Here is a 26,587-nt window from a genome sequence, read left to right as displayed (position 1 = left end):
ACACCCCCTCTGATGGTCGTTAAGTTTGAACTTGCATGCAAGAGTTTACATCGAGTTTTTTGCAACTTTCGATCAAAGAGGACACAACATGTTGATACGCAAAGCGGCGTTTTTAGCAGCGGTTTCATCCGGATTCTTCGGAGCAGCGCAGGCCGAAGCAGGCTGTTTCGGAAAACGCAACTGCTGCCAAACCACCCCCGTCGTGTGCCCTCCGTGTAATGTCCCAGTTGTTTATCACGGCTCATTGGCGCCAGCAACGACGGGCGTTCTCGGGCACAACAGTGTCCCATGTTGCAATAACGCCCCTGTCGAACAAATAAACTCGTGTACGCCAACGCCTAGCGTTCCCGTCATCAAGTACCGTACTGAGTATAGAACGCGCACCGTTCCTGTGACGAAGTATCGATTGGAAACAAGAGAAGAGGAAATCGTCAACCGCGACGGTTCGATTTCAAAGAGAGAAGTGCAGATTCAAGTTCCCTACACCGAGCATATCGAACAAACGTATTCGGTTCAGGTTCCATACCTAGAAGAAGAAGGTCAAAGCGTTCGCAGTTCTTCCAGTATTGAAGACACTTTGAACAAAATTGAGGGCGATGTCCGAGCCATTAAAGCTCGGCTTGGCATTTCGAATTAACCACACACTCTTTTAGTGTGATTGTCTTGAATCCGTGAAGATTGAGTTGCAAATCGCCCAAGTCCAAAGCCGAATCATTTGGGTCGCTATGTACGTCGCCCGACGTCACCTTTCCTGTCACAGTCGAAGTGTTCCCACTTTCGTATGTTTCCTCATTAGGCCACCATTCAGCTGTTTTGAAATAGAGCCTAGCGTCGAACCCATTGATTCTCGCGTCTACTGTTTTACCCTCACGGGCATTTTGGAACTGTCGCTCGGTAAAGGATATTTGCAGCGATATACGACGCTGGTCTGATCTTACCTCTTGCATCCATTCTTTAAGCTCAGACGCTTGCATCGACGCGGTATCACCTAAAGAAGTTTTTGGACAGTCAGCATACTCTGCAAGTTTTTCCTGGCGATGGAAATGCTTTTGCGTTGCTGGTATCGCGACTAGCGAAAGAACTAGCACCCCAACCAACAAAAACGTTGCAAAGACAGCAAGTGGCGTTTGCTTCCAATACCAAGGCCGACTCTCACGAGATTGTTTTGCCGCCCGTTCAAAGGATGCTTGGTCCATTTCGTTAACAGTCCACCCATCGATATTCTCATTCTCAAGTGGCGGCGATAATCCGAGTTGCTTTAGTTGCGATAACAAAGATTCGAGAGAGTCCACATCATTGGAATCGAAATTCCGAATGGCCTGAATTTCACTAACGAGTGATGACTGGACACTGCCATCAAAATCGAGCGGCAGTATGATTCTGTCAGTGTTCTTTGCAATAAAGGCTTCTGCGAGGCACCATTGGGATCGACACCAATTCTCTGTCCCGAAGACGAGCAAACATGCGGTGTTTTGTAGCTTACTGAACAGGAATTGCTCCCATCGCTTCCCAGGAACAATTCCACTTTTGCGATCCGAATCTAAAAACAGGCGGTTGCTCGGGTAGCCGCGGTCTCGCAGGTATTGCAAAACCGCCACGGCTTTGCCTTCATCTTTCTTACTGTGGCTAAAGAAGATAACGCTTTCAGACATCTTGTTCATCTTTCTAGCATGCAGATGACATGACCATGCTGCGTGCCAATGGAAACCCAACCCAAGACGCTTACATCTTACAACAAAAAGGAAAAGCTAATCTTCTGGCTCAAACGCACATCCAAAACTCGCTAAGAATAGAGCAGTAGACGGCGAGAACTTCATGCAGATGTGCGTACAACACTGGACATCATATCCATGTGACTCAATTACTATAAATTGCTGGCAATTGCACCAGATGCAGCATAACATTCGGAGGACTAACGTGTAAAATTTTCCCTGCAATTAATGCTTGCCCCCAAGCTTTGATTTTGACGCCGCAGATGCATACACATTGAAAACGGATCTACGAAATGATCACCTGGAAACAATGGCTTCTAGGAGAGTCGCCCGAGCAGGACTCCGATGCAGTCGTAGCGGATTCTGGCAATGCGACCGCTCGGGAATTGGTGATGCGGCTGGGGGATGCTTGGATCGAGGCGGCTTTTGATCCGAGCGATGCGGACAAACGGGCGGCTTGGGAGTTTTACAACCAATTACGTAGCCGGATTGTGACTCGGCCGCTTCCCTATTTGCGTGGGGATGAAAAATCGGCACTCGAGAGTGTCCATGGACTGTTCGAGTGTGCACGTGAGATCTGCGAAAAGACGGGCCCCGAGGCGCATCGGTTTGCCGATCTCCTCTGGGCGTTTCTCAATAACGATGTACGGCCTTTCACTTCGAAATGGCACAAGCCGTTCTCCAGCGGCAAACTGAGTGAAGATGACAACCACGATTTCCGCGAAGAACTTGAGCGACTGCAAGGCATCGTGGTTTACTTTGAACAGCTGTTTCTTGCGTTGGCTCGGAACCAGCCGATTCGTGTCTCATCGTCGACCGTTCCCGACGCTCACACACCCATTCCCTCGCTTCGCAGCGATACCGAGCCGGGATGGCCCTATACGGAAATCCTGTTTTCGCCTAGCGTCGACGGTACAACCGCCACCAAAGTTCATGAAAATGAATTGACCGCGATCCGAGCACGACGTGGCTCGGTTGATGACGAGGCCAGCAATCTGACCGGACTCGCCCTTTCCGGCGGCGGGCTTCGTTCGGCGACGTTTGCACTCGGAGCACTGCAAGGACTCGCCAAGCAAGGCATGCTTGCGAACTTTGATTATTTGTCGACCGTCTCGGGCGGCGGCTATGCGGGGTCGTTTCTGACTTGCTTATTGAATTCAAACCCGATCAATGCAGATGCTCCATCGGCGCAGCCGCCTGGGCTTGGACTCGGCAAAGACACTCTGCCTTTTGCTAGAACCGCTACGCAAGAATCCGCACCGATGCGTCACTTGCGATCCAGCAGCAAGTCGTTGCTCACCGGCGGATTTTGGAAACGGCTGGAGATTCCCGTCCTGGCGTTTGCCGGTTGGCTGGCCAGCTTCTTCGTCGTCCTGCCTCCGTTGCTGTTGTTCACCCTGGTGATTTGCCTGCTGAACCAAGAGGCGATCTCGCACGCCCTTCAAGGAGAAGCTTACCGTAGATCAGGATGGGAGCGGGCGATTATCGCCATCGCATTGGCATTGTTTACATTACAGCTCGTCTTGATCACGGTGCGACAGCATTATCGGCGGAAACAAGGGATGACCAATTTGCCTGAGACGGCGCTGATTTTGGGCGGAGTGATGTTCCTCGCCATCTTGGCCATGTTTGCTTGGTGGGCGTTTCCACTTGGTGCCATGCTTAGCCACTGGATCAACGAAGCAACCCAAACGTCGATTTCGCTCCCCGGCGAATCGATAATCGCGGCGTTGTCGGCGATCGCGATTCCGATCGTTTCGCGGTTAACCACAATGACCGGCAAAACCAGCCGCTGGAAACCGATCCTTGCTTCGATCGCAATTGTGATCTTGCCGTTGCTGTTTATCTGGATGGTCGCCACCCTGATTGCAAGCCAGTTTTTATTCGTTGGCGATTGTCGCGAATTCGATATGAATCGATGGGGGTGGCTGCTTGGGCTGGCCGTGGTCGTGTTTGCCGCGACTCATTGGTTTCTCAACATCAATGCTTGTTCGCTACATCCGTTCTATCGCGATCGTTTGGCTCGTGCTTATCACTTAAAACTGGACTCGCAAGGCAAAGTGATTGCAAGTTCACCGCAAAAGCTAAGCGAACTAACCGAGAAAGCACCCTATCACTTGATCAACGCATCGCTCAACGCGCCGGCTGGGCACCGCGAATCGCTTCGTGGACGCACCGCGGACTTCTTTCTGTTTAGCAAACATTACTGCGGCAGCGAATCCACGGGTTACTTTGACACGACTGATATCGAGAAGACCGAACCCAGCGTCGATCTTGCCACGGCCGTGGCCATTTCAGGCGCCGCCGCGTCCCCGTTCATGGGCGTGAACAGCAGTCGTTTCAATTTTTGGGCCGCGCTGCTCAATGTCCGCCTGGATTATTGGCTGCGAGTCCCAGATCGAGCGAAAGGCTGGCTCGATGGCAACCCCGGACCGCTGTATTGGCTGCGTCAATTTATCGGAGATGTGCGTGACACCTACGCCTACGTCAATCTGTCCGATGGCGGTCATATCGAGAACATGGGCATCTACGAACTGCTACGTCGGCGTTGCCGCTACATCGTGTTGGTCGATGGCGAGTGCGATCCGGGGATCACGTGCGGCAGTTTCTTGCAAGTCATTCGCTATGCAAAAATCGATTTTGGAATCGACATCAAGATTGATCTGTCACGGCTGAAGTTTGCAGATGCACGAGCCGAGACCGATGCTGGCATCCCGACCGAAAAACCGCCCACGGGCAAGGCGGCATCGCCCACGGTTGATTACCACTTTGCCCTTGGTGAGATCGACTATGGCGATGACAAAACCGGATGGCTGCTGTATTTAAAAAGTTCAATCAGCGGCAACGAGGGCAAAGCGATCGAGAGCTATCGCGAACGGCAGCCAGAGTTCCCGCATCAATCGACCGCCGATCTCGCTTATGACGAAGAACAATTTGAATCTTATCGTGCACTCGGTGAACACATCGTTACAGATACATTTTCGAAAGAACTTGTTGGGACAACTCCACCCGCCAGCATCCCCACTTGGTTTCAAGAGATGCAACGGCGACTCCACGACCGATAAGATATGATCGCAATGAAATACTTTCGGCCGCAGCGAATCGCGTTTTCTCATTTGCCGCAACGACGATGATGACCAGCCAATCGACCACAGCGAAACATCGAATTTTCCTCAGTCACTCGCGACAAGACAAATGGGTCTGTCATCAGATTCGCGAGAAGATTGAACAAGCCGGCGGTAGCGTTTGGGTGGACGTCTTTGACATCGACGCAGGACGCAATATCAGCGAAGAAATCAAGGCGGGGCTGCGGAAATCCGACGAACTATTGGTGCTGCTTTCGCCCGCTTCGATCCAATCGGATTGGGTCAAACGCGAAGCCGGTATTGCCGATGCGCTCGATTTGCCGATTACACTCGTCATGATGCACGCTAAACTAGAAGACAGACCGAAGCCACTGCAGGACCGTCGCGCAATCTCCATCAACGAATTGCCCGACTACTTCGATGCGATGGGCGCCACCACGGAGAGCGTTTGATGCCAGAATCCCCCAAAAAAGCGACGCCAACGCCCGCAAAAGCAAAACGGGTTTATGTCAGCCATAGTGAAGAAACACGCGATCTGGCGAGATTTGTATCGCAAAAACTGCGGGACATGGGCATCGATGCGTCGAGTGACGACTTGGAAACGCATCAGGAAACCGAGCAACGCCGTTGGCTAAAGGAGGAGATTGGTAAATCGGACGCGGTCGTGACGCTGGTCACCCCCAACTCGCTCGATTCGAACTGGATGCAATACGAAGTGGGATTGGCAACAGGGTTGGATCGCTTGGTGATTCCGGTGGTCGTGGATGTCAAAGCACACCAATTGCCAGAGCAAATCGCGGCCAAACGCACCCTCGGACTCGACCAATTGGATCAAATCCGTGAAATGATCGGCGAGGCGATCGCCCAATCCGCGAACGAGTGATTCCGCAGCCCCGTTTTTTGACTGCGATCGTTGCTTCGCACCCCATGCCCAATTCATGCGATCTGTTCGAATTGTCGCCGTAACGTTGCTAACCAATGTCGCCCAGCTTTCCAAGCTGGTTGCGTTACATCGAACGAGTTTCCATACCGAACGCGGTTGCTCCAGGCCGCAACGTTCACACGTGATGCACGCTAACGGCTTGGAAAGCCGTGCGACAATTGTCGGCCAGCTTTCCAAGCTGGTGCCGATCGAGGGCGTAAGGTGTGGTCGGCGCTGAATGTGAGACGCTTCTTGCTTTGACGATCACGCGTGATGCACGCTTACGGCTAGGAAAGCCGTGCGACAATCGTCGGCCAGCTTTCCAAGCTGGCACCGATCGAGGGCGTAAGGTGCGGTCGGCGCTGAATGTGAGACACTTCTTGCTTTGACGTTCACACGTGATGCACGCTAACGGCTTGGAAAGCCGTGCGACAATTGTCGGCCAGCTTTCCAAGCTGGAACCGATCGAGGGCGTAAGGTGGGGTCGGCGTTGAATGCAAGACACTTCTTGCTTTGACGTTCACACGTGATGCACGCTAACGGCTTGAAAAGCCGTGCGACAATTGTCGGCCAGCTTTCCAAGCTGGAACCGATCGAGGGCGTAAGGTGGGGTCGGCGTTGAATGCAAGACACTTATTGCTTTGACGTTCACACGTGAGGCCTGCTAACGGCTTGGAAAGCCGTGCGACAATTGTCGGCCAGCTTTCCAAGCTGGTGCCGATCGAGGGCGTAAGGTGGGGTCGGCGCTGAATGTGAACACTTCTTGCTTTGACGTTCACACGTGATGCACGCTAACGGCTTGGAAAGCCGTGCGACAATTGTCGGCCAGCTTTCCAAGCTGGTACCGATCGAGGATAGGGTGCGGTTGGCGTTGAATGTGAGACACTTCTTGCTTTGACGATCACATGTGACGCACGCTAACGGCTTGGAAAGCCGTGCGACAATTGTCGGCCAGCTTTCCAAGCTGGAACCGGTCGAGGCAGAAACGCAAAGACGCAATGTGCGGTGTGGAACGCCCGGTTGTTCGGTCGATTCCGCTCCGACTGCACGGTCCGCTAACCCTTGACTTCTTTGCCAGCGACCCTGCGGAGGTATTCTTCGCCAAAATCAATCTTCAGCTCCAGCCATAGCGGGAAGTGGTCAGACATCTGGTGAGTTCGCCACTGCTTGTAATAATTGTGCTTCTCGCGCTCACTACGAACTTCGCCGTTCGTTTTATTCTCATAGCTCGGCCCCATCTCGGGAACATACGTCGGCTCTTCATCGTCTCGGTACACGTGCTCGAAAAAGTTGAAGACGCCAGCCTTCGACTTCGCGATGCGTTCTTGCACAACCTCGGTGTCGTAAGCTTTGCTGATGAAGGCCATCTGATCAAAGTGCTTTCCCCCAGCTGCGTTGGAGGTGACCTCGCGAAATTGAGGCGGGACAAAAAAGCCCGCTTCCTCAATCGCTTTGAACGTCGCGTCTTCGGTCGAAAAGATATTGAAGTCGCCCAGCAGCACCAGATTGCGAGCCCAAACGTGATCCTCGGCAACACGCTTTGCAAGAAACTGCGAGAGCACTTGAATCTCTTCAAGCCGCGTGGGGTCAACACTGACGGACCGTCCGTAATAGATATGCACGGTGGAGAGCATGAACCGCAGGTACCCCGATTCGAACCCGCACAAAAAAGGAGTGCGAGCAAGTTGTCGTTGTGGTTGCAGCGTGCGATCAGGCAGCTTCTTGTCGGGGATCACGATCTCGCCAGCCAAGCCGCCAAAAATCACCTTGCGTGAATCGTAGATAAAAGCTCCGCGTTCGCGATTTCCGGACGTGCCTGCGGTAACATCGGTGATCAACACCTTCCACCAGTCACCGAGAATCGTGGTCAATCGATCGAGTGCCTTCAAGTCGGCATTCACTTCTTGCACCGCAACCAGATCGAAATGCGAAATGATTTCCGCGATGTAGTACATCGATTCGTCGCTGCGGAGACCATACTTAGCGTTGTCAAAGTCACGAATGTTCCAAGTTGCCAGTAGCAACGTCTCATTGATCGTCCGTTTGGGAACCTGTTCGGCCAGTTTTTCACGCAGTCGCAGCAACCCTGACGCGGTACGCTCGTCCGTGGTGCTTTCGCGATCAAGTGCACGGGTGCGAGCGGACGGCGGATCAAATTTGTACAAGAACGGCATCGCCGGCCTCCTAGTTCATTGCATTCGATCAAGAAACGCGAAACACAAACCCGCTTGGACGCATGCAATTGTAACCGATCCCTGCGGGGGAGAGGGGGAGAGGGGGAGAGGGGGAGACACGGAGACACGGAGACACGGAGACACGGACCGAGGAGTGAGGAGTGAGGAGTGAGGAGTGAGGAGTGAGGTGTGAGGTGTGAGGTGTGAGGTGTGAGGTGTGAGGTGTGAGGTGTGAGGTGTGAGGTGTGAGGTGTGAGGTGTGAGGTGTGAGGTGTGAGGTGTGAGGTGTGAGGTGTGAGGTGTCGTGGGCCGGTGACTAAACGCAGCGGAGAGAGTCATGGGGCACGGAGATTGTCGCCCAGCTTTCCAAGCTGGTAGCGGTGCGGTGATTAGATGGCTCGCGAGGCCGGTGGGTTGTTTTCAGCCGCGGCGGTCGAGCGCGATGCACGCTGACGGCTTGGAAAGCCGTGCGACGACAACAGTCCCGTAGTGGATCTTGCTAAAGATCCCTCGCGCTATACCCCCGACCAGTGACAGGCTGGCAGCCTGTGCTACCCGCCGAAAGTCTTCGCGACTTTCGCTACGTGAGGGGATCCCCGGCCGGTGACAGGCTGGCAGCCTGTGCTACGGGTGGGGATTGCTCTATAGACAACGGTTGACGGGGGTGGGTTCCGGGTGTAAAGTGGCACAATCGTTTGTGCTAGATGTGCGGCAGCTGGGCGATTTGCGGGATTAGGGACGGCGGAAAGCCTGCTTGCGGGGACTCGTTGCCTCTTCTCAACGGTGGCCTCTTCCACGAATTAGTCTCTCAACAGGGACTCGTTGCCTCGTCCACTACGGATTCGTTCATGACCCTGAAGAGATGAATGCGACGGGATCATAAGATGTCGCTGACTCTACAAGATGTGGCAGATGCAGCAGGGGTGAGCGTTTCCGTCGCTTCACGCTCGCTCAACGGTCGCGCTCGTGAGTACCGGATTAGTGAGGCCACCGAGAAGACAGTCAAAAAGGCGGCAGCCAAACTCGGCTTCCGGCCTAGCCAGGTCGCTCGGTCGCTGCGACTGAAACGCTCGGGACTCGTCGGCGTGGTCGTTCCCGATCTGTCGAACCCGTTCTTCGCCTCAATCGCTCGCGAAGTCACTTTGACCGCCGAACACGAAGGCTACTCAGTGATCGTTGCCGACAGCCGCGAAACCACCGCAAACGAAGAACAATTAATCGAACAACTGCTTGCCAGACAAATCGAAGCCCTGGTCGTCTGTCCCGTCGGTCGACGACACGAACATCTGTCCGCAATCGATGGTACAGGGCTGCCGGTTGTGCTGGTCGATCGCGGATTTGCCAAAAGTAAACTCGTCCAAGTCACATCGGATCATCGCTGCGGTGCCCAGCGGGCAACCGAGTTGCTGCTGGACCATGGACACCGATCCATCGGCGTGTTGCAAGGATTACCGGGAACGTTACCGAACGACCAACGAATCGAAGGACTTCGCGAGGGATTAGCCAAACATGACATCCAATTGGACTCGGCGATGATCGCCGGCGACAGTTTTAGTGAACATTCGGGCTACGAATCGGCCAAACGACTACTAAGCCTGCATCCGAACATCACTGCCTTTTTCGCCTTTAGCACTCCAAACGCTTTGGGAGCCCTGCGGCTGATTTCGGAAATGGGGCTGCGTGTTCCCAAGGATCTGTCGATCGTGACCTTTGACGATATTCCTTTCGCCGATTTTATGAGTGTTCCGCTGACCACCATCGCACAAGACGTCCCGGCGCTGGGACGCACCGCCGCCGAACTGATCACCCAACAATTGCGAAGCGGCAAACGTCCCCGAATCAAAAAACATTCGATGAAAGTACACTTAGTGAGCCGCGACTCGATCGGCGAGGCAAAACGATGAAACGCAAACGCCCCAAGATCACGGTCGTTGGATCGATCAATATGGATTTGGTCGTTCGCTGTGACCGTTTTGCTCGTCCTGGAGAAACGATCACGGCAACTTCGTCGGCCGAGATCAGTGGAGGCAAAGGTGCTAATCAAGCGGTCGCCGCTGCCTTGGCGGGCAGCGATGTGCGAATGATTGGCCGCGTCGGCGACGATGCCTTCGCTGGCACTCTACGTCAGAACTTGAAATCGCACGACATTCAATGCGATGGCGTGATCACGACCCAAGATTGCCCCAGCGGACTTGCCATCGTGACGGTGGAAGCCAGCGGCCAGAATTCGATCATGTTGGTCCAAGGAGCCAATGGACGCGTCACGCCTGAGGATATCGAAACGCGTCGTGATGTGATCGAGACGGCCGAAGTGGTGCTGTTGCAGCTTGAAATCCCGCTCGATGCGGTACTCGCCACCATCGCAATCGCCAAGCAAGCCGGCGTGCGGACCATCCTGGACCCCGCTCCCGCACCCCAGGTGTGGAGCGATGAACTGCTGGGCGTGGACTTGGTTTGCCCGAACGAAACCGAGGCGGCTGCGATTGTGGGGCGTCCCGTTGAAACGATCGAAGATGCGAACAACGCGGCCCAAGAACTACACCGCCGAGGATGCGAGAACGTCGTGATCACGTTGGGGGACCGCGGATCGGTGCTGTACTCAAACAACACATTGCACCACTTCCCGGCTCACCCTATTACCGCCGTTGACACGACCGCCGCAGGGGATGCGTTTGCGGGTGCCTTGGGCGTTCACTGGGCCGAAACCGACAACTTGATCCAGGCCGTACGATTCGCCAGCGCGGCGGGGGCAATCGCGGCATCACGCCATGGCGCCCAGCCAAGCATGGGGACGCGTCCGATGATTGAGAAACAAGTGAGGAGTGAGGAGTGAGGAGTGGCTCTTGAGAGCGTGAGGCTTCAAAAATCATAACCCGGCGCGTCAGCGAGGCACCGAGCCAAGTTAAAGATTCCCTCGCTGACGCTTCGGGTTGTGATAAGAGCGCAACTCAAAAACTCACGCATCGGGTTGGGATGCTGATTGGTCAACGGATCGAACACAAACGAAATTTCCTGAGCCGAACGCATTACGACCCTCGGATGACCCCAAAGACAACTTCCGAACTGATTTGTCCTGATACGGATTTGCCCCGATAAAACATCCTTTCATTTTTACCGCACACGTCAAAGAGAGAACCATGAACGTTCGTCATTCCATTTTGCTGTTAGCCCTGATGTTGTTGGTGGGCTGCAACTCATCGTCGACCACGCCCGAAGGTCCCCAAGCCGCAGACGCGGACAATGACAAGCCTCGCGTCGCCTTGATCATGAAGTCGTTGGCGAACGAGTTTTTTTCGACCATGGCTGATGGGGCGACGGAACATCAAGCTGAACACGCGGATGACTACGACTTGGTCGTCAACGGAATTAAGGACGAACGTGACCTCAGCCGCCAAGTCTCGCTCGTCGAAGAAATGGTCGCCAGCGGCGTGGATGCGATTGTGATCGCTCCGGCGGATTCAAAAGCACTGGTTCCGGCGCTGCGTCGTGCATCGCAAGCGGGTGTCGTCGTGATCAACATCGACAATCGACTGGATGCCGACGTGCTGGCACAAGAACAGATTTCGATCCCGTTTGTCGGTCCCGATAACATGGCGGGAGCCAAGACGGTGGGCGATCACTTGGCGGCCAAACTGAACAAAGGAGACAAGGTGGCGATTTTGGAGGGCATCCGCACTTCATTCAATGCCCAGCAGCGTTTGAAAGGCTTTCAAGCCGCGATGCAAGACGCTGGGATTGAGATCGTCGACAGCCAAACGGCCGAATGGGAGATGAGCAAAGCGAACACGATTGCATCGTCGATGTTAAGCGAACACCCCGAGATCAAGGCGATCTTGGCGGCGAACGATTCAATGGCCTTGGGGGCAATCGCGGCGGTCAAAAGTGCAGGCCGCGAAGGCGAAGTGATGATCGTGGGCTTTGACAATATCACCGCGATTCAAGAGGCGATCAAACAAGGCAAGGTCCTGGCGACCGCGGACCAGCACGGTGATCAGTTGGCGGTATTTGGTATCGAGGCGGCGCTGAAGCAAGTCAACGAAAAATCGGCAGCCACCGCCGATGTTGAAACGCCGGTCGATTTGATCACAAAGGAAAGCCTGTGAGTTCGTTATTGCAAGTCGATGGGCTGACAAAGCGTTACGGCCGTGTAACGGTTCTGCAAAACGTGTCGCTGGAGCTACGTTCGGGCGAGATCCATGCACTGTTGGGAGCCAACGGGGCGGGCAAAAGCACGTTGTGCAAGATCATCAGCGGGCTTGTGCCAGCATCCGAAGGCGAGATGACGCTCGAGGGTGACTCGTTTGCTCCGTCGAACAAGCAAGACGCGGAAAGCCGCGGTGTCGAGATCGTGCAGCAGGAGTTGAATCTGATTCCGACGCTGTCGGTCGCCGAAAACCTGCTGCTGACTCGGTTACCCCATCGATTCGGCGCGGTTGACACAAGGGAACTGCACCGCATGGCTCAGCAGATCCTGGATCGCTTTGGATTGTCAGACGTCTCCACACACGCGTTGGTCGGGTCGCTCGGGGTAGGTCGGCAACAAATGGTCGAGATCGCGGCCGCGCTGGCACGCCAGTGCAAGCTGCTGATCCTGGACGAACCCACCGCAGCGCTATCAGGTAGCGAATCCGAGCAATTGTTCGCCCATTTGCAGCGACTGCGTGAGGACGGGGTTGCGGTCATCTACATTAGCCACCGCTTGGACGAGGTCGCAAGGTTAAGCGACCGAGTCACCGTGCTGCGTGACGGGACGCTTGCGGGCACCCAACCGACCGCATCGCTAACGACCGATGCAATGGTCGATTTGATGAGCGGCGAAGCGACGGCATCAGCCAAACGTGATCACGTCTGCCACACGAGCAGCGAAACGGCGATGCGGGTCGAGTCGTTGACGTCGGGGATCGTTCGCGAAGTCAGCTTCACCGTGCAGCGAGGCGAGCGACTAGGGATTACGGGATTGGTGGGGTCGGGCCGGACGGAATTATTGCGAGCGATCTTTGGCGCCGATGTTGCGACGTCTGGACACGTTTACCTAGGCCGCGATCACACACCGCGTCGGTTCCGGCACCCCAGCGAAGCGGTCGCGGCGGGCATGGCGATGGTCACCGAAGACCGCAAACAGGATGGGTTGTTATTGTCACAATCGATTCGCACCAACACGACGCTGAGCAGTTTGTGGCCACGATTTTCGCGTCTCGGATTGACTCGCGAGACCGAAGAAAACCGCATCACCACCGAGATGCGAGACTCGTTGGCGACACGTTGCGAGTCGATTGATCAATTTGTTGGCACGCTGAGCGGTGGGAACCAGCAAAAGGTTGCGGTCGCCAAATGGCTGGTTCGCGACGCCGACGTCTTTTTGTTTGACGAACCGACTCGCGGCATCGATGCCGGGGCACGACAGCGGATTTATCAACTGTTCGAAACGTTAGCCAATCAAGGCAAAGCGATCGTGATCGTCAGCAGTGATTTAGAAGAATTGTTTGAAACATGCGATCGCATCGCGGTGATGTCGGCGGGCCGAATGGTCGACACGTTCGGTCGCAACGAGTGGAGCGAAGAAAAAATCATGCAAGCATCGTTCCACGGCTATAAAGACCGTTTGCAGAGCGTCCATTCATAAGATCATCATTTCCAATGAAACAAACTCAACTTCGACAATCGATTCTTCAATACGGTGGACTGGTGGCGGTGCTGATCGCACTTGTCGCGGTGTTCAGCGTGATGAGCAAGAATTTTTTTCAGATGACCACGCTGGTATCGATCGCGAACCAGATTCCTGATCTGACGTTTCTCGCCGTCGGTATGACGTTGGTCCTGGTAGTGGGCGGCATCGATTTGTCGGTCGGGTCGCTGTTGGCGCTGTCATCCGCGGTGCTGGGCGTGCTGATGGCGAACCAGGAGTGGCCGCTGTTGGCGGCGCTGCCGATTGCGATGTTGGTTGCGGGGGGCTGCGGATTGATCAACGGCTTCATCTCGGTTGGCTTCGGCATCCCATCGTTCATTGTCACCTTAGGGATGCTGGAGATCGCTCGCGGTGCGACCAAGGTGGTGACCGATTCACAATCGGTTTACATCGGCAGCCGCATCGAGTGGTTTGGTCAACCGATCACGAGCATCCTGTTGTCACCGGCGTTTTTTGTCGCCGTGGCTACCGTGATTGCGGGCCAATTTGTATTAATGCGGACGGTGTTCGGTCGCTATTGTGTCGCGATTGGCACGAACGCCGAAGCGGTCCGCATGTCGGGCATCCGCGCGGCTCCCTATTCGATTGCGGTGTTTGGGATCAGCGGATTGATGTGTGGTTTGGCCGGCTTGGCCCAATCGTCGCGATTGTCGACGGCCGACCCGAACGCAGCTATCGGAATCGAATTGGCGGCCATCGCCGCTTGCGTGATCGGTGGCACCAGTTTGATGGGCGGGCGAGGCAGCGTGATCAGCTCGTTTATCGGTGTGCTGATCATTCAAGTCCTGCAAACCGGGCTTGCACAAATCGGTGTCTCCGACGCCAACAAACAAATGATCACCGGCGGCGTGATTGTCGCTGCGGTGTTACTAGACGCCCTGCGAACCCGTTGGGGGCGAGCGAAGGTTTGAGTTACACAGGCTACACGCTTCGTTTCCCTGGGCTCCGGGCTGCCAAACGCTACAAGCTGTGGCGGGAGCCTCTGAAAGAAGTGCAATACCAAGCTGGAGCCTGGTAACGAGCTGAACGAACTTATTACTGACGGATTTCACAATGAGGGATAGGCTTCTAGCCTGTTTTCGATGCGATGACAGGCTGGAAGCCTATCCCACATTTACTCACCGTATGACACCCGAGAATGAATCGATGAAAACGTTGTTTCTAGCTTTGCCGTTGTTGCTTTCGGCGTCTGCGGTCGTTGCCGCGGAAACTCCGTCGCCGCAACGACCGAACGTCTTAGTGGTCATCACTGACGACCAAGGGTTTGGCGAATTTTCGTGCCATGGCAATCCGGTCGTTCAGACGCCTCACTTGGATCGACTGCACGACGAAAGTATCCGGCTGGCCGATTTCCACGTGGCGCCGATGTGCACCCCGACGCGGGGGCAACTGATGACTGGCGTCGACTCGCTTCGCAATGGCGCGATGAACGTCAGCAGCGGCCGAACGCTGCTTCGACGATCGTTCCCAACCATGGGTGACCTGTTCACCGCATCGGGGTGGCAAACGGGGCTGTTTGGAAAGTGGCATCTGGGCGACACGTATCGTTATCGTCCACAGGATCGCGGGTTTCAGGAAAGCGTGTGGTTCCCGTCATCGCATATCGGTTCGGTCCCGGACGCGTGGCAGAACGATTACTTTGGCGACACCTATGTTCACAACGGCGTCCGTCAAACCTATCGCGGCTACACCACCGACGTACTGTTTCGCGAATCGATGCAGTGGATGAAGACACAAGCGGATGCCCAGCGCCCCTTCTTTTGCTATTTGGCAACCGCCGCGGCGCATCAACCGCACTACGTCCCCCAGCGGAATCACGAAGCCGCGAAAAAAGCGTTTGAAGCGGTCCGCGACTCGCTGCCAAGCGTTCCACCAGAGAAAGAATCCGAGCTGATCCGTTTCTTGGGAATGGTTGACAACATTGACGAGAACATGGGCCGGTTAGAGGCATTCTTGACCGAAAGCGGACTCCGCGAAAACACCGTGGTCATCTTTTTGACGGACAACGGCAGCACGTTTGGCCCCAAATATTTCAACGCCAACATGCGAGGCGGCAAGATGACGTTGTGGGAAGGCGGCCATCGGGTGCCTTGCTTCATCCGCTGGCCCGCCGGCACGCTGCGACCGGCCGGTGACATCAAGGGGTTGACACAAGTCCAGGATGTATTGCCAACGTTGGTGGATTTGCTGGGGATGAACATTCCCACGGAAACCAAGTTTGACGGCATCAGTTTGGCCCCGGTGCTCAAAGGAACCCAAGCGGTTCCCGAGGACCGGATGATGGTCATCAACTACAGCCGAATGCCATTTAAAACGGTTCAGACGACCCCAAATAACCCGGCGGTTCCACGTCGTGAAGGGGCTGTGGTGCTGTGGAAACAGTGGCGGCTACTGTCGGACAAACAGCTTTACAATCTCGCCGACGACCCGCTGCAAACGCAAAATGTAATCGCCGAGCACCCCGAGGTGACACGAGCAATGCGAGCTCATTTGAATGCTTGGTGGGACGGCGTAAAAGACCAAGCCAACAAGTTCGAGCGTTCGATCATCGGCCACGATGCGGAAAATCCGGTGCAATTGACTGCATGTGAATGGGCCGATGTGTTCGTTGATCAACAAAAGCAAGTTCGAGCCGGCGATCGCAAGAACGGCGTGTGGCACATCGAGGTCGCGAAGGCCGGCGAGTACGAGTTTCGACTGAGCCGTTGGCCCGATGATTGCCATTTGCATTTGGCATCGGGTGTCGACGAAACACGCGTGACCGATGGGGTGTTGCAAGCAGGCCCAGCATGGCCAGTCGCTGAGGCCCAGCTGCGAGTTGGCAAGGTCCAGCACCGAGCAGCGGTGGCGTCTGATGCAGGCGAAGTCCGATTTCGCATGAACTTACCCGCTGGCCCCACGACGATGCAAAGCTGGTTTTACGATGGCGATGGCAAGGAAATCGCGGGGGCTTATTACGTGGCCGCAGAACGATTGCCGAAGACGGAACCAGTGAAGTTGATCCTCGACACTGACATGTCAGGGGACGCCGACGACGTCGGCACGTTGGCGATGCTACATGCTCTTGCGGATCGTGGTGAATGTGAATTATTGGCGACGATTGTCAATCGCGCCGATCTAACCAAGGCATCTGCGGCGGCCGTCGACGCAATCAACACCTACTACGGCCGTCCGAATCTTCCGATCGGTACCGACAAAGTGGGGCCGACCGCGCTTCAGCGAACGAGTTCGTATGCAGCGAGTTTGCGAGACGGTTTCCCGAACGACATTGGACCGGACGACAAGGCCCCGGACGCGCTAGACGTCTATCGAAAAACGTTGTCCGCCCAACCTGACAACAGCGTCACGATTTGTAGCGTCGGAGCATTGTCGAACCTCGCCGAACTGTGGCGACGTGAGCCAGAGTTAGTGAAAAGCAAAGTTCGTCGTTTGGTGATCATGGGTGGTGAATTCCCGCAATCGAATCGCCCTGAAACCAACATCAAAACGCATCTCGAAGCTTCGATCGTCGTCGCCAACGAGTGGCCGGGGGAAATCGTTTGGCAGGGTTTTGAGATCGGCAATACACTGATCACGGGCGAACGACTTAAGCAGACGCCCCACGACAATCCGGTCCGTCGTGGCTACGAAAAACGACGGTACAAAAACCGAGCGTCGATCGATGGTGGCCAACCCAGCTATGATCAGGCCGCAGCCCTGTTTGCCGTTCGGGGCGCCCAACCACAATACTGGGAGGTTGTTTCGGGCGGCCGAGTCAAGCTGGATGCCAATGGGGTTTCGACTTGGGTCGACGATCCAACCGGGAAACACCATTACGTCAAACGCGTCTGTCCTGAAAACCAACTTGCCACCGTGATTGAATCACTGATGGTCACCCCACCGAAGCGTCTGATCCCCGGAGACACCAAATGAATTTGCCTACACGATTGATCCTTGCCGGATGGTTCCTCCTACCGCTGGCCTCGACCGAAGCGGCGGAACCGGCCCCAACAAAGCCGAACGTCGTGATCATGATCGCCGACGACGTCAGTTGGAACGATTTTGGATGCTACGGCAACCCTGCGGCGCGGACCCCGAATATCGACGAGTTGGCGTCGCAAGGAATGCGTTTTACGAAAGCGTTTCTGACAGCCAGCAGCTGCAGCCCGAGCCGTGCGAGCATCATCACCGGTCGCTATCCTCACAATCTAGGCCGGGCGGCAGAGCTACATGAACCAATCGCAGCCAATTTGGCTTGGTTTCCTGCGGTGCTGCGTCAAGCAGGTTATTACACCGCGCTCGTTGGCAAGAACCACATGGCCGCGGAACCACCGGCGGCAGGACAGTCGCCACCTGCAAAACCTTGGGATCTGGTGGATCCCGGTGTCACACCGGACAACCATGGGGCCGAGGCTCGTTGGACAAGCACGCTGAAAAACCGACCGAAGGACAAACCGTTCTTTTGCTGGTTCGCTTCGCTCGATGCCCATCGCAATTGGGATGCAGACAAAGAATGGGTCGCAGAAAAGTATGGACCGAAACATCAGCCCGAGGATGTGATCGTTCCTCCGTTCTTGGCGGATGAACCGGCGACGCGTCAAGATTCGGCGTCGTATTACAACGAGGTGACTCGGTTCGATTATTTTGTTGGCGAAGTCACTCGGACGCTGGCGGCCGAAGGCGAACTGGACAATACGCTGATCCTTGTATTGGCCGACAACGGGCGTCCGTTTCCGCGAGCGAAGACGCGGCTGCACGATTCAGGAATGAAAACCGCTTTGGTCGCGCATTGGCCTGAGGGGATCGCGGGCAAAGGCGTCACGACCTCGAGTCTGGTCAGCGTGATCGATATCGCACCGACAGTGATCGAAGTGGCGGGAGCGGAGGTCCCAGAAACGGTTCAAGGGGTCAGCATGACACCGATCTTCCAAGACGCGGACGCAACGATTCGTCGCTTTGCATTTTCAGAACACAATTGGCACGACTACGAAGCGCATGGTCGTAGCGTACGCGACGGAGAATTCTTGTACATTCGCAATTCGCGTCCAACGATGGCGTGGCAGGGGCCGGCCGATTCCGTTCGTTCGCCGTCACACCAAAGGTTGCGGAGACTGCGTGATGATGAAAAGCTAAGTGAGGCTCAAGCGGACGTGTTTTTAGCACCGCGTCCGGTGGAGGAGTTGTACAAAACGGAGGACGATCCGAATCAGCTACACAACTTGGCGTTTGATCCCGAATACAAACAAGTGAAATCGCGACTGTCGAAGGTACTCGATCAATGGACGCAAGAAACCGGAGACGCGGTGCCTGAGCACTTGACCGCCGATCAATTTGACCGCGAGACGGGCGAATCATTGAAACCGGGGAAAGGGAGTAAGCATCCGCGGGGAACGCCGCCGGGCGGTCCGAACGATGCGATTCACATCCATCAGGCTGGGCCGAGGTAGTTTTTGCTGTACGCAGCAGTCTCCGTTGTTTGGGAGAGGTGACACCCCGCAAGCCACCTCTCCCGAGCGAAGCTATGGGAGAGGTCGGACGGGCCCCTTAAGGCCTCGTCCGGGTGAGGGCCGACCGCGCAACTTTACGTGCACTCACATTGGATTGCTCGGACGGCCCTCACCCGAGCAATCGCTAAAGGCTCTGCTCGACCTCTCCCAAACAAGTTTGGGAGAGGTGACATGCAACAAGCCACCTCTCCCGAGCGGAGCTAGGGAGAGCTTGGACGGGCCCTTTCTGGCCTCGTCCGGGTGAGGGCCGCGGTGTGCACACGCAACGCAGCATTCGACGCGGATTGCTCGGACGGCCCTCACCCGAGCAATCGCTGAAGGCTCTGCTCGACCTCTCCCAAACAAGTTTGGGAGAGGTGGCATGCAACAAGGCACCTCGCCCCAGCGGAGCTAGGAAGTGGGCGGACGAGCCCTCGTCTGGCCTCGTCCGGGTGAGGGCCGCGGTGTGCACACGCAACGCGGCGTTCGACGCGGATTGCTCGGTCGGCCCTCACCCGAGCAATCGCTGAAGGCTCTGCTCGACCTCTCCCAAACAAGTTTGGGAGAGGTAACATGCAGCAAGCCAACTCTCCCGAGCGAAGCTAGGGAGAGGTGACCGGACGCTTGCACATCGCCGAATTACAATTCAGCAACATCCTCGGTTTCTTTGCGGTGGGCGTATCGCTGTAGCAATGCAGGCAGCATCACGAGGTCTGCGAACAGGGCGCTGCCGATCGTTAGAATGCCCATCGCGGCAAAGATACGGTGGTCGCGTGCATCGCTTAGTAGCGCCGTACTGAAGCCAACGATCAAAACGACCGTCGTCATCACGAGCGCTGTGCCGACGCCGACAAAGACGCGGCGGATTGCTTCGGTGCCATTTGGCGCCGTCTTTAATTCCTCGCGATAACGCGTCAAGAAGTGAATCGTGTCGTCCACTGCGATCCCCAAACAGACGGTGAACGCACACACGCTGACCATCTCTAGGCTTTTGCCTGCGACCAGCAGGATGAATCCCGTCATCGCTAACGGAAATAAATTCGGGATCATCGAAATCAATCCAAGCCGAAGCGAGCGATAGACAAACGTCAACACCGCGAAGATGATCAACGTGGCTGTCCCCAAACTGAAAGCCAGATCGACGACAATGCGATACAAGTTTTTCCATCGGCTGACGGCGCTGCCGGCAAGTTCGAGTCGAAAATTCGGGTGCGATTGCCGGATCGTTTCAAGTCCCTGCTCGATCCGCTCGAACACCGGCCCGTACGAGGCAATTCCGACATCTTGCAACCGCATCACGACTTTGGCAACGCGGCGTTCGGGAACGAAGTAGGCTCGTTTCAGCGGAGGTGGTAACAATTCTAACAACGACATCCTGGTTCCCGGATCACCATCGCCGGGCAACGCGTCGATCAGACTGCGAATGGACAACGGATTGCCAATCAGAGGTTCGCTGCGTAGCAGGTCATCCACCTTGGCAACCACCCGTCCGATCTCGCCATCGGTCGCAGCGACCTCTTTCCGCCACTGGACCGTCACTTCGGCCGTTTCCATCCCACCAAACTTTTTGTCGATGTGGGCAAGCGCCATCGCTGATTCACTGCCGGCACTCATGTTGCTGGTCAACCGTTGGTCAGGCCGCAATTGCAACGTCATCGCCGCGAGTGCCAACGTCACCAGGATCGCTGCGACACTGACTTTCCTGTAGTGTCGCAGGACAAACTCGATCACCACCGAGATCTTGCTTAAATTCTTGTCGATCAAATTGTGCCCGTATCCCGAGTGGACATTGCGGCCAAGCGGACTGGCGCACGCCAATGGGATGACGGTGACGACCGAGATGAACGTCATCACCACGCCAATCACACAGCAATACCCAAATTCACGAACGATCTCGTGATGAGCGAGTGCCAACGATCCGAATCCGATCGCCGTGGTCAACGAGGTCAACCAACAAGCCAAGCCGACTTCGCGGATCGACAACCGGGCCGCGTCGGTCGCCGACATGCCTTCGGCGCGATGTCGCCGGATTTGCACCATCATGTGCACGCCATCGGTGAAACCGACCATACACAGCAGCACTGGTACAATCACCGAGTTAAACGGATTGTCGGCGAAACCGAGGTAATGCAGCAGGCCTAAGGTCCAAAACACTCCAAAGCACGGCGCGAGCGCGACAATCACGACCGATGACAGCCCACGGAATAGGATGTAGGCGATGATCAGTGCGATCGAGTAACCGATCATTTGGTATTTGCGTTCGTTCTCGCGAGTGCTGGCAGCCCAACTGACCCGAATGGGCACCTCGCCGGTGACTTGAAATGTCATTTTCACGCCAGGGTGCTTGGCCAATGCTGCCGTTGCAGCTTCACGCAGCGCGACGGTGCAATCGTCATCGTCGGTCACAAACAACCAATCGATTTGGACCATCAATAATAGCGTTTTTGCGTCCGGTGAAAGCAACTGTCCGCCGATCAATGGATTGGCCAACGCACGTTCCTTCGCCGCTTCGAACAAAGCGGGCGAGGCGTTTCGCTTGGGCAAAATCGGTTCAGGAAGCCCAAAGATATTGAGCATCGGTGCACGATCCATCCACAATACCCGCTGGACTTGATCCAGCGACTCCAACGCGGCGACCGCGTCGCGAATCGCGTCAGCACCCTCCGGCGTGAAGAATTGCTCACTTTCAGCGACAACGATCACGTCGCCCGCAGCGATTTGTACCGGCGACACATTCGGAGTTTTAGCACGAAGCGACTCGTCGAATTCATCGTCTTCGGACGCATCGAGTTCAGTCGGCGAAATGGCGGTCTTTTCTGGCCAAAGGATCGTGGGGTCATATTGCCCCAATCCCATTGCGATGGTCCAGATGGCCAGAATCAGAAACGTCACCGCTCGATGGGTGACGATCCAATCGGCCAACCACGAGATGCGAAAGAGCGTTGGGAATTTAGAAAACACTTCGTGTGAGTTTCCGGGGGGGATTTAGGACGAGTGAAAAGACAAGGATCCGGCGTGACCGTAGTGGACGTGGCTACACGTCCTTAAAAAAAAAGAACATCGAAGCACCGCCCTGTGAAAAGGATCTAACCGTGGAAGAGATCATCCCCTGGACAGGCCTTTCCATGGTGGGATCTTTAGCAAGATCCACGACGACTCGGACTTGCCGCTTCCTCCACAAAACGAACGGAGCGGGCACTTGGCGGCTATCGTCCGCGTTATCGCGTCAAACGACTTAGCGATTCGGCACGGATTTCTTCGTGGCTGAGCAGACCGTCTCGGTCATGATCGAACGAACCAAAACTGAACATCCGCACCGAATCGGGCAGTTCATGTTTGCTGATCAAACCATCGCCGTCGGAATCAAACCGCTCGATATAACGGTCGGCGAATTGCGACGCTTCCTGTTCCTGCTTCCTTCGCTGCTCGGCCCGACGTTTCCTTTGGTCAGGATCAACTGCGGTTTTGCCTTGATTGGCATTGGCATCCCGTGGCTTGGCAACCGCCACAAACGTGACCGCCATTTCTTGCCACGTTTGATCGCCCCAGGTCACAAATTCGGACGGATCCGGGTTGGTGGGGTTGTCGGCCGAGTTATCGAACACCGCCGTGAAAGAAAGCTGTTTCACATCGCTCAGCGGCAGCGGTTGGCTCAGCACATAGTTGTGCTGCCAATTGAAATCGTAGTTTGGGACATCCAACAACGTCTGCTCACCCGACTTGGTTTTCGCGACAAACTGAAACGACTTGCCTCGCAAATGCATGTGCGGCGTGATCGACAACAGCGTGCCGTTTTCGGGAAAACCACCGATATCGGCGTTGACGGCATAGTTGGCTGCATGAGGCGGAATTTCAAACTCTTGTTCGACTCCTCCTAACACATAGACTTCGTGAGTGACGTCGTCGGGATCCGCGAACAGCAATCCAATTCGCGTGACATCCTCGGTCGCTTTGCCCGTGGGGGTGTAATGCATTTGGAACACCAATTTCGAACCGGCACGAACCCGTTGGGCATAGCCGGCGGGAAATTCGCTGGGCTGTTGGCCGGGAACATAGGCGGAAAGAAAACCGATGTCGCGAAAATCAGCACCATCGGGAGGCCGCACAAAGGCGATTGAATGATGGACCACCGATCGATTGCCTGGCACCACTTCGGCCGCCCGGATCCATTTATCCTCTTTAAAACCGGGATCGACGACAAAGTATTGGTACTCGATCGTCCCGGTCGCCGGGACTTGGAACGGTGTTTCGTTCATCGTTACGATTTGATGCGGCGGTTCGCTGAGTTGCCATCCCGCGACGTATTCACGAGGCGGAGGCAATTTGCTTGCGTCGCCAAAGGGCATGCCGGCATCAACCCAATCCGCCAAAATCTGCTTGTCTTCCTCCGGCATATGCCGTGAATTGGCAAACGAACCATGGTTGGGATCGGCGTGCCAAGGCGGCATCCGATGCTGTTGGATCACTTCGAGCGACATGTCGGCCCAACCAATGACCTCGTCGTACTCTTCGAGCGAGAACGGTCCAATCTCGTCCGCTCGATGGCACTCGACACAATGCTTTTGCAACACGCGACTGACTTGATCACAGTACGTCACCGTCGCTTCGGCTTCGCTGGGCGTTGATCGTGGCAACGCGATCAAGCAGCCCATCGCGGTGGTTTTCGGGCGAGGAACCGGTTCGCCGGCAAGCAGTGCATCGATGGCATCACGAAGATCGTGCTGTGTCGCCTGTTTCCGTGCGATGCCCGGTTCGTATTGATCGTCGATGCGACCAGAGTAGCGGACCGTTCCGGAACGATCGATCACAAATACCTCAGGAGTACGCGTGGCACCGGATTGAACCGCAACACGTCGGTCATAATCCTTGGCCACCGGAAAGGTCAGCCGATGATCTTTGACATACCGCCGCAACTCATCCATCGAGTCTTGGATGTTACTGTTGATTCCAATGAACTGAACGCCGCGGTCGGCGTATTGTTGGGCCAATGCATCAAGCCGAGGGCCATAGATTCGCGCCAGCGGACATTCAGTTCCGAGGAAACAAAGTACGTTTAGCGAGACGGTGGGGTCGGCGGAAAGCGAGACTGTGGTGCCATCGGCGCCAGGCAACGAGAATGGCTTGACGTGGCTTTGCAATCCAGGCGTAGCCGCGTTGGCGTGGGGAGCCAGCAATGCCAGCAACACGAGGCCGACCACGACCATCGTAGCCGAGGAATAGTGCCGGTGGACCGGACGCCATCGTTGGGAGGCAAGTTTGATTGTCAGGTCATTCGATATCATATGCACACTGCCCAGCCGTTTCGAAGTCGCAGAATCAATCCGAGAATCACTTGAATCGATCAATGGCGTAATCATACCGCAGTGACCGGTTAGCGTGAATCGCCATCGCTTCAAACGACCTGCGAGAATCCCCAACTCCTCGCGAGAATCTCGTGCGATCGTTCATCGGGATTCACTGATCGGATCGAGATGAGGATCGAGTCCGAGCGAACGCATTTGCAAAGCGAAACGGTTGGCATGGGCTGTTAGATGACGTCGCCCGCGCCGCTGCGTTCGGGTGACGGCGGTTTGGGCGCGGCGAAGTTGCCGGCGGACTTGCGTTTCGGAGTACAAATTTCGCAGGCGATGTCGCAGCGAGTCGGCGGCCACCGCTCCGTACGCGCGATCGAGTATTTCGTCATCGATCGACCCATAACAGCGACACGACCCCGGATCCCCTTGCCGGGCTGCTCGGCCAATCAATTGGCGATCGATGCGAGCCGCCGAATGGGGTTCGCTGACGATCACATGCAAACCACCGGCATCCGCGACGGATGGATCGAGCGGAATATCGGTGCCACGTCCTGCCATGTTGGTGGCAACGGTGATCCGGCCTGAGGTTCCCGCCGCTTTGACCCATTCGGCTTCACGATCCACGTGCCGCGCATTTAACACCACATGCTGCAAACCTTGGGCCTGCAACACACGGCTCAGCTGTTCCGATTTTTCAATCGTTCGAGTGCCGACCAGCACGGCGCGTCCGTCAGCGACGACCTGTTGGATCTCGTCGGCAATCGCTTCGAATTTGGCCGTTTCGCTGCAATAAACTTGGGCGGGATATTCGATACGTCGCAGCGGTTTCCAAGACGCGATACGCCGAACGGACAATCCATAGACATCAGCAATCTCGCGGCGATCTTCCCACGCCGTAGCCGTCGTCCCCGACAGATGAGCAAAACCGGCGACAAACTCTTGAATCGTGATTCGCGCCAGCGGCCGAGAGGGTGGTGTGATCGCCACTTCCTCGCGAGCTTGGATCGCTTGATGAAGGTCTGCGGCAAAGGTTCGATTGACTTGCCCCCGCCCGGTAAATTCATCCACCAATTGAATCTGATCTTCGCTGACAAGGTAATGTTCATCACGGCGAAACCGGGTGGCTGCCTCGATTGCCGTTTCCACCGCCGCGACAATTTCAGTGCTGGTCAATTGATTCATTTCGACGGGCATCGTCGAGCGAAGCACCTTTTGGTGTCCCGCCGTCGTCAACGCAATCGCGTCCGAATCGGCCATCGAGACGAAATCGATGTTGGCTGACAACGTTTTGGCAAAATCCGCAGCCCAGCGATACATCGCTGCGGTGTTCGCTTCAACGGTCACCGAAGGGGACGAGATCACCAGCGGAGTGCAAGCTTCGTCGATCAGCACGCTGTCAGCTTCATCGACCAACAACACATCCCGCGTTATCTGGCGATGACGACGAGATGCGGACTCGTTTCGTTGTGCGTTTCGCTGCTCGTTTCGCCACTCGATCCGCTCGGTCAGATAATCGAATCCAAATTGCCGAAGCGTGCTGTAGATGACATCCGCATCGTAGGCGACTTGCTTTTCGGCCGACGTCGTCTGGGCGGTGATGGACGCAGCGGTGATGCCCAATGCCTGAAAAACCGTCTGCAAGAACTCGCAATCGCGTGTCGCCAAATAGTCGTTTGCAGTGGCGACAAAAACACGTCGACCGGCGCTGACCATGGCGATCGCGGCCACGGCGATACTAAGTGTCTTGCCTTCGCCGGTAGGCAGCTCCACAATCGAAGGGTCGAACAAACAGCGAGCCGCCTCGATTTGAGTCGGACGCAGCGTCAATCCTAGTTGATCCTGGATCACCGCTGCGGCTTCGTCGGCCAACGACGCCGACAACCGTGGTTGGTCGAGCGAGCGAGCGGAAGCATCCCGATTGTGAAGGTCGCTGAACACCGTTGGAAAGGTTTGACGTCAAAAGGGTTGAAGGGGTGAACGAAACATCAAAACGAAACCTCCATGCGTGTCAGCATGGCGGGTCAGCATCGAAAAAGCGTCTCGAGAGGCACCGAATCGCGGATCGCGAATTGAATTCGCAGGTCGCTGCACGCGTTCGTATTGCTGACATTCATTTTGATTCCGGCTACAGTTTTGTTAAACAAAAACCGAGGATTCGTATATAAAAGGGCGACAAGCTGTGCAGGCCTCTCCCATCCGCTCGGAGCTTGCCGGTGCACGAGTCTTGTCGTTGCCGTTATGACGCGAA

At 55.7% G+C, this 26,587-nt stretch carries 16 protein-coding genes; 11 read left to right on the top strand and 5 right to left on the bottom strand.

Annotation, left to right across the window (positions count from 1 at the left end; all coding sequences use genetic code 11):
- The first annotated feature begins 88 nt into the window (after nt 1-88).
- Complete coding sequence (locus ABEA92_RS07170) at nt 89-637, top strand: hypothetical protein (protein WP_345683121.1); 549 nt, start codon at nt 89-91, stop codon at nt 635-637.
- Here the strand turns inward: ABEA92_RS07170 and ABEA92_RS07165 are convergent.
- Complete coding sequence (locus ABEA92_RS07165) at nt 609-1,652, bottom strand: toll/interleukin-1 receptor domain-containing protein (RefSeq protein WP_345683120.1); 1,044 nt, start codon at nt 1,650-1,652, stop codon at nt 609-611. The genes ABEA92_RS07170 and ABEA92_RS07165 overlap by 29 nt on opposite strands.
- Nucleotides 1,653-2,005: 353 nt before the next feature.
- Here ABEA92_RS07165 and ABEA92_RS07160 point away from each other — a divergent pair, with 353 nt between their 5' ends.
- From ABEA92_RS07160 to ABEA92_RS07150, 3 genes are all read left to right on the top strand, one after another.
- A complete protein-coding gene (locus tag ABEA92_RS07160) occupies nt 2,006-4,777 on the top strand; it encodes a patatin-like phospholipase family protein (RefSeq protein ID WP_345683119.1) in 2,772 nt (923 codons plus the stop codon).
- Between the two features lie 65 nt (nt 4,778-4,842).
- A complete protein-coding gene (locus ABEA92_RS07155) occupies nt 4,843-5,250 on the top strand; it encodes a toll/interleukin-1 receptor domain-containing protein (RefSeq protein ID WP_345683118.1) in 408 nt (135 codons plus the stop codon).
- A complete protein-coding gene (locus tag ABEA92_RS07150; RefSeq protein ID WP_345683117.1) occupies nt 5,250-5,681 on the top strand; it encodes a toll/interleukin-1 receptor domain-containing protein in 432 nt (143 codons plus the stop codon). Before ABEA92_RS07155 ends, ABEA92_RS07150 begins: the two co-directional genes overlap by 1 nt.
- A gap of 1,094 nt (nt 5,682-6,775) precedes the next feature.
- Here the strand turns inward: ABEA92_RS07150 and ABEA92_RS07145 are convergent.
- Nucleotides 6,776-7,894, bottom strand: coding sequence for an endonuclease/exonuclease/phosphatase family protein (locus tag ABEA92_RS07145; protein WP_345683116.1), 1,119 nt, complete (start codon nt 7,892-7,894; stop codon nt 6,776-6,778).
- 884 nt (nt 7,895-8,778) lie between these two features.
- On the opposite strand from ABEA92_RS07145, the gene ABEA92_RS07140 reads away from it, so the two are divergent.
- The 7 genes from ABEA92_RS07140 to ABEA92_RS07110 all read left to right on the top strand — a co-directional run bounded on the left by ABEA92_RS07140 (nt 8,779) and on the right by ABEA92_RS07110 (nt 19,006).
- The gene (locus ABEA92_RS07140; RefSeq protein WP_345683115.1) at nt 8,779-9,798 is read left to right on the top strand and encodes a LacI family DNA-binding transcriptional regulator; all 1,020 of its coding nucleotides are present in this window, start codon (nt 8,779-8,781) and stop codon (nt 9,796-9,798) included.
- On the top strand, nt 9,795-10,727 hold the full coding sequence (gene rbsK / locus ABEA92_RS07135) for a ribokinase (RefSeq protein ID WP_345683114.1): 933 nt from the start codon (nt 9,795-9,797) through the stop codon (nt 10,725-10,727). Before ABEA92_RS07140 ends, rbsK begins: the two co-directional genes overlap by 4 nt.
- Nucleotides 10,728-11,031: 304 nt before the next feature.
- A complete protein-coding gene (locus ABEA92_RS07130; RefSeq protein ID WP_345683113.1) occupies nt 11,032-11,997 on the top strand; it encodes a sugar ABC transporter substrate-binding protein in 966 nt (321 codons plus the stop codon).
- A complete protein-coding gene (locus ABEA92_RS07125; RefSeq protein ID WP_345683112.1) occupies nt 11,994-13,517 on the top strand; it encodes a sugar ABC transporter ATP-binding protein in 1,524 nt (507 codons plus the stop codon). The genes ABEA92_RS07130 and ABEA92_RS07125 overlap by 4 nt, the downstream gene beginning before the upstream one ends.
- A 14-nt stretch (nt 13,518-13,531) precedes the next feature.
- Nucleotides 13,532-14,491: an ABC transporter permease gene (locus tag ABEA92_RS07120; protein ID WP_345683111.1), complete on the top strand. Its 960-nt coding sequence runs from the start codon at nt 13,532-13,534 to the stop codon at nt 14,489-14,491.
- 235 nt (nt 14,492-14,726) lie between these two features.
- Entirely contained in the window at nt 14,727-17,492 is a 2,766-nt protein-coding gene (locus ABEA92_RS07115) for a sulfatase-like hydrolase/transferase (protein ID WP_345683110.1), read from the top strand.
- The gene (locus tag ABEA92_RS07110) at nt 17,489-19,006 is read left to right on the top strand and encodes a sulfatase family protein (RefSeq protein ID WP_345683109.1); all 1,518 of its coding nucleotides are present in this window, start codon (nt 17,489-17,491) and stop codon (nt 19,004-19,006) included. Before ABEA92_RS07115 ends, ABEA92_RS07110 begins: the two co-directional genes overlap by 4 nt.
- A gap of 678 nt (nt 19,007-19,684) precedes the next feature.
- Here ABEA92_RS07110 and ABEA92_RS07105 read toward each other — a convergent pair.
- The 3 genes from ABEA92_RS07105 to ABEA92_RS07095 all read right to left on the bottom strand — a co-directional run bounded on the left by ABEA92_RS07105 (nt 19,685) and on the right by ABEA92_RS07095 (nt 26,277).
- Nucleotides 19,685-22,006 carry an efflux RND transporter permease subunit gene (locus ABEA92_RS07105; protein ID WP_345683108.1) on the bottom strand — a complete coding sequence of 774 codons (2,322 nt, stop codon included), beginning with the start codon at nt 22,004-22,006 and terminating at the stop codon, nt 19,685-19,687.
- A 257-nt stretch (nt 22,007-22,263) separates the two neighbouring features.
- A complete protein-coding gene (locus ABEA92_RS07100; RefSeq protein ID WP_345683107.1) occupies nt 22,264-24,402 on the bottom strand; it encodes a redoxin domain-containing protein in 2,139 nt (712 codons plus the stop codon).
- 87 nt (nt 24,403-24,489) lie between these two features.
- Complete coding sequence (locus ABEA92_RS07095) at nt 24,490-26,277, bottom strand: preprotein translocase subunit SecA (protein WP_345683106.1); 1,788 nt, start codon at nt 26,275-26,277, stop codon at nt 24,490-24,492.
- Between the last annotated feature and the right edge of the window lie 310 nt (nt 26,278-26,587).

This window comes from Novipirellula caenicola, from assembly GCF_039545035.1.
GTDB lineage: Bacteria > Planctomycetota > Planctomycetia > Pirellulales > Pirellulaceae > Novipirellula > Novipirellula caenicola.
This window is presented reverse-complemented; position numbering and strand designations above follow the sequence as displayed.